This is a genomic window from Sphingomonas pruni NBRC 15498, assembly GCF_001598455.1.
Classification (GTDB): domain Bacteria; phylum Pseudomonadota; class Alphaproteobacteria; order Sphingomonadales; family Sphingomonadaceae; genus Sphingomonas; species Sphingomonas pruni.
In genome coordinates this window covers 1-4,937 of sequence record NZ_BCYZ01000124.1, presented here as the reverse complement: position 1 = coordinate 4,937, position 4,937 = coordinate 1, and the positions used below count along the sequence as shown (strand labels likewise).

Sequence of the window (4,937 nt, the reverse complement as noted above, 5' to 3'; positions counted from 1 at the left end):
CCCCTGCAAGGGAGGGGAACGGTGCGACTAGCTCCGCGCTACCTGGAACCCCGCGAAGGACTGGCTGACCGGCATCAGTTCGAGCGTGTTGATGTTGAGGTGCGGCGGCAGCTGGGCGACCCAGAGCAGCGTGTTGGCGATATCCTCGCCGGTCATCGGATTGGCGCCGCCATAGAGTTTGTCCGATGCCTCCTGGTTGCCTTCGGTGCGGACCAGGGTGAATTCGGTTTCGACCATGCCGGGCTCGATTGAGGTGACGCGCACTCCAGTACCGGCGAGGTCCGACCGCAGCCCCAAACTGAACTGGTGCACGAACGCCTTGGTCCCGCCATAGACATTGCCGCCGGTATAGGGATAGGTCGCCGCGACCGACGAGATGTTGATGATCGCGCCCTTGCGCTCGACCAAGGCGGGCAGCAGCTTGCGCGTCAGCGACACCAGAGCGGTGACGTTGGTGTCGATCATCGTCTTCCATTGATCGAGCGAGGCGGACTGCGCCGGCGCGGTGCCAAGCGCGAGCCCGGCATTGTTGATCAACAGGTCGATCGCGCGGAAGTTCTCCGGGAGCGCATCCAGCGCGGCATCGCGCGCGGCCTCGTCACGCACGTCGAACACCGCGGGATGCACCTTGTCGGCGCCGAGCTCGGCGACCAGCGCATCGAGCCGCTCCCTGCGCCGCCCGGTCGCGATCACGCGCCAGCCGGCGGCGACGAACGCGCGCACCGCCGCCTCGCCGATGCCCGAGGTTCCACCGGTGATCAGGGCCGTGCGCATGCGTTGTTTCCTTCCGCTTGTTTCAACAGACCCTCACCCTTCCGGCGCTTCGCGCCTCCCTCCCTCTCCCGCACGCGGGAGAGGGAAAGAGCGCCGAAGGCGCGAACGGGTGAGGGCATGTGTTATCCCCGCAACGTTGCCCCAAGCTTCGCCGCCGCGGCGACCACCTTGTCGGCTACTGCCTTCAGATCGGCATCGGTGAAGCTCTTGTCACTCGGCTGTAGCGTCACTTCGATCGCCATCGACTTCACGGCGCCATTCTCTCCTGGGCGCTCGAACAGGTCGAACACGCGCGCGGCGGTGATCGCCGCCTTGTCGCTCCCGCGCACCGCGCGGGTCAGCGCGTCGGCGGTCAGGCCGGCGGGGACGGTGAAGGCGAAGTCGCGCTTGACCGCCTGGAGCGCGGGCGGTGTGTAGGCCGGGCGCATGAAGCCGGTGGAACGCTTGCCCGGGATCGCGTCGAGATAGAGCTCGACCGCGGCGACCGGGCCGTCGAGATCGAACGCCTTGGCAGTCAGCGGATGGAGCATGCCGAACGCGGCGAGCACTGTCTTGGGGCCGAGCCGCAAAGTGCCCGACTGGCCGGGATGCCAGGTCTCGCCGGCCTCCCCCATTACCTGGAGATTGTCGACCGGCGCGCCCGCCGCGGCGAGCAGCGCCAGCGCCTCGGCCTTGGCGTCGAAGGAGTCGAAACCCTGAGCCTTGCCCGCCTGCCAGCCCCGCGGCCGGCGGTCGCCCGCCAGCACAACGCCCAAGGTCGGACGCTCGGCGTCCGCCAGATAGCGCCGGCCGAGTTCGAACAGCCGCACGCTGCCCGCACCGCGATTGAGATTGCGCGCCGCCGCCGAGAGCAGACCGGGCAGCAGCGACGGCCGCATGACCTTGAGGTCCTCGCTGATCGGGTTGGCCAGGCTCCACGCCCCGCCGCCGAACGCATCGGCCTCGGCCTGGCTCAGGAAGCTCCAGGTCACCGCTTCGTCGAGCCCGCGTGCCGCGGCGGCCCGCCGCAGCTTGCGTTCGAGTTTCTGTTCGGGAGTCGCGGTCGGGCGCGCCACGCCGGGCGCGCGGTCGAGCGGCACCGGCTGGACCTTGTCGATCCCTTCGATGCGGATGACTTCCTCGACCAGATCGGCCGCGCCGTCCACGTCGCGGCGCCACGTCGGAATGGTCACCTGCCAACCATCGCCGACCGCGAAGCCGAGGCGCTCGAGAATGTCCTTCTGCCGCTCGGGCGCGACGGCGAGGCCGCCGAGCGTTTCGGCACGGGCCGGATCGTACTGGATAGTGCGCGGCGTGACGGGCGGTTCACCCGCCCGGGTGATCCCGCTCGCCGTCCCACCGCAATGATCGAGCACCAGCTTGGTCGCGATCGCGAGACCGTCGTCGAGGAATGCCGGATCGACCCCACGCTCGAACCGCTGACGCGCATCGCTGGTGAGGCCGAGCTTCTGCCCGGTCCGCGCGATATGGTCGGGGTCGAAATAGGCGCATTCGATGACCACGTCGGTGGTCGTCTCCGACACACCCGAATGCTCGCCGCCCATGATGCCGCCGATATCGTGCACGGCGAGGTCGTCGGCGATGACGGTCATCGTCTCGTCGAGCGTGTAGGTCTTGCCGTTGAGCGCCAGCACCTGCTCGCCCGCTTTGGCGCGCCGCGCGACGAGGCCGCCCGAGAGCTTGGCCTTGTCATAGACGTGGAGCGGCCGGCCGAGATCGACCGAGACGAAATTGGTGATGTCGACCAGCACCGAGATCGGCTTCTGCCCGATCGCGGTCAGGAACCGGCGCGTCCATTCGGGGGCGGCGCCGTTGGTCACGCCGCGCACTTCCTGGCCATAGAAAGCGGGGCAGCCCGCGGTGTCGTCGGTGCGCACGTCGGGGCCGGGACCTTCGCCTGCGACCGGCGCGATAGCGTCGGTACGATAGACCTGGGCGAGTGGCTTGAGCGTTCCCAGCCCGGCGGCGGCGAGGTCGCGCGCGATGCCCCGCACGCCCATGCAATCCTGGCGGTTCGGGGTGATCGACACGTCGATCACCGGATCGTTGAGCCCCGCATAATCGGGGAAGGCCGTGCCGATTGGAGCATCGGCGGGAAGCTCGATGATCCCGTCATGGTCGTCGCCGAGTTCGAGCTCGCGCGTCGAACACATCATGCCGTTCGATTCGACGCCGCGGATCGCCGAGACCCGGAGCTCCATGCCGTTGGCCGGAACGATCGCGCCTGGCAGGCCGAGCACGCCGACCAGTCCCGCGCGAGCATTGGGTGCGCCGCACACCACCTGGAGCGGATTGCCGTCGCCGGTATCGACGGTCAGCACCTGGAGCTTGTCGGCCTGCGGGTGACGCTCGGCGGTCAGCACCTTGGCGACCTTGAAGGCCGCAAGCTTCTCGCGGGGATTGTCGACGCCCTCGACCTCGAGCCCGACGCGGGTCAGCGCGTCGACGATGTCGTCGAGCGAGGCCTGGGTGTCGAGATGCTCCTTGAGCCAGTTCAGGGTGAACTTCATGCCCCCACTCCCCCGCTCAGCGTGGGCACGTCGAGCGCCGCGAAGCCGTAATGTTTGAGCCAGCGGATATCGCCGTCGAAGAACGCGCGCAGGTCGTCCATGCCGTATTTGAGCATCGCCAGCCGGTCGATCCCGCAGCCGAACGCGAATCCCTGCCATTCGTCGGGATCGAGCCCGCACGCCGCGATCACCTTGGGATGGACCATGCCGCTGCCCAGTACTTCCATCCAATGGTCCGACCCACCGATCACCCGCTTGCCGTTCTGGATCGTGTAGCCGACATCGACCTCCGCCGACGGCTCGGTGAAGGGGAAATAGCTGGGCCTGAGGCGCAAAACGATGTCGTCGCGCTCGAAATAGGCCTTGAGGAAGGTCTCGAGCGTCCATTTGAGATGACCGAGCGTGATCCCCTTGTCGATGACCAGCCCCTCGACCTGATGGAACATCGGCGTATGGGTCGCGTCCGAATCCGAGCGATAGGTCCGCCCCGGCGCGATGATGCGGATCGGCGGCTGCTGGTTGACCATCGTTCGGATCTGCACCGGCGAAGTGTGGGTGCGGAGCAACATCTTCCGCTCCCCGTCCGGCTCGTCGGGGAAATAGAAGGTGTCATGCATTGCCCGCGCCGGATGGGATTCCGGAATGTTGAGTGCGGTGAAATTGTGCCAGTCGTCCTCGATCTCGGGTCCGGTCGCGACAGCGAAGCCCAGATCGGCGAAGATTTCGGCGAGTTCGTCCATCACCTGGCTGACCGGATGGACCGTGCCCGCCGCCGGCACGTCAACCGGGAGCGTTATGTCGAGCGTCTCGCCCGCCAGCCGCGCGTCGAGCGCTTCGCGTTCGAGCCCCGCCTTGCGCCCGGTCAGCGCCTCGGTCACCGCCTCGCGCAGCGCGTGGATGCGCGGGCCGGTCGTCTGGCGCTCCTCGGGCGACATGCCGCCCAAGGTCTTTAGCAATCCGGTGACGCTGCCCGATTTGCCGAGCGCCGAGACGCGAATATCCTCCAGCCTCGCCAGATCGGCACTGTCGATCGCCGCGAGCAGGTCGCCCTTGAGCTGGTCGAGATCACTCATCGTTCAATCCGATCGTCCATAGATAGAGGTCGCCGTCCTCGGGGTCGGTGCGCTCGCCGGTGCGGAGGAAGCCATTCCGCTCCAGCACCAGTTGTGAGGGCCGGTTGCCTACCCCGGTCTCCGCGGTCAAGCCGTCAAAGCCGCGCGCCCGGACGATCGGCAGCAGCGCGGTGACCGCGGCGGTGGCGTGGCCGCGCCCCTGGCGGCTGTCGGCGATGCCGTAACCGATCTCCGGGCGCTTGCCGTCGTGCGGCCGGGTGAAGCTGATCATCCCGACCGTCTCGTCGTCGGCGACGACCAGCCAAGCGACGTCGCCGCCAATCGCCTCGCGATTCTTCGCCGCGACGCCACGGATCAGCTCGATAACCTCGGCCGGCGCCACGCCGCCTTCGCAAATCGCGGGCGGGTTCGCTGGTGCCGGGCGCTCGCCCAACAACCACGCGAAATCGCCGTCCTGCATCGCTCGTAGTTCGATCACGTTGTTTCTCTCGATAATCCTCCCCCGACAGGGGGAGGTGTCGGCAGAGCCGACGGAGGGGGCGGAGGCACGACGATAGTGTTTCGCCATCCTCCCCCCCCC

4 protein-coding genes are annotated in these 4,937 nt (G+C 67.9%); all 4 read right to left on the bottom strand.

Annotated features, from left to right (window positions below; translation table 11 throughout):
- Positions 1-27: 27 nt before the first annotated feature.
- Entirely contained in the window at positions 28-774 is a 747-nt protein-coding gene (locus tag SPR01S_RS20500) for an SDR family NAD(P)-dependent oxidoreductase (protein ID WP_066593567.1), read from the bottom strand.
- 122 nt (positions 775-896) lie between these two features.
- Entirely contained in the window at positions 897-3,284 is a 2,388-nt protein-coding gene (pheT, locus tag SPR01S_RS20495; protein ID WP_066593565.1) for a phenylalanine--tRNA ligase subunit beta, read from the bottom strand.
- Positions 3,281-4,357, bottom strand: a complete 1,077-nt coding sequence (gene pheS / locus SPR01S_RS20490; RefSeq protein ID WP_066593562.1) for a phenylalanine--tRNA ligase subunit alpha — start codon at positions 4,355-4,357, stop codon at positions 3,281-3,283. Before pheS ends, pheT begins: the two co-directional genes overlap by 4 nt.
- On the bottom strand, positions 4,350-4,835 hold the full coding sequence (locus SPR01S_RS20485) for a GNAT family N-acetyltransferase (RefSeq protein ID WP_245662152.1): 486 nt from the start codon (positions 4,833-4,835) through the stop codon (positions 4,350-4,352). Before SPR01S_RS20485 ends, pheS begins: the two co-directional genes overlap by 8 nt.
- Positions 4,836-4,937: the final 102 nt, after the last annotated feature.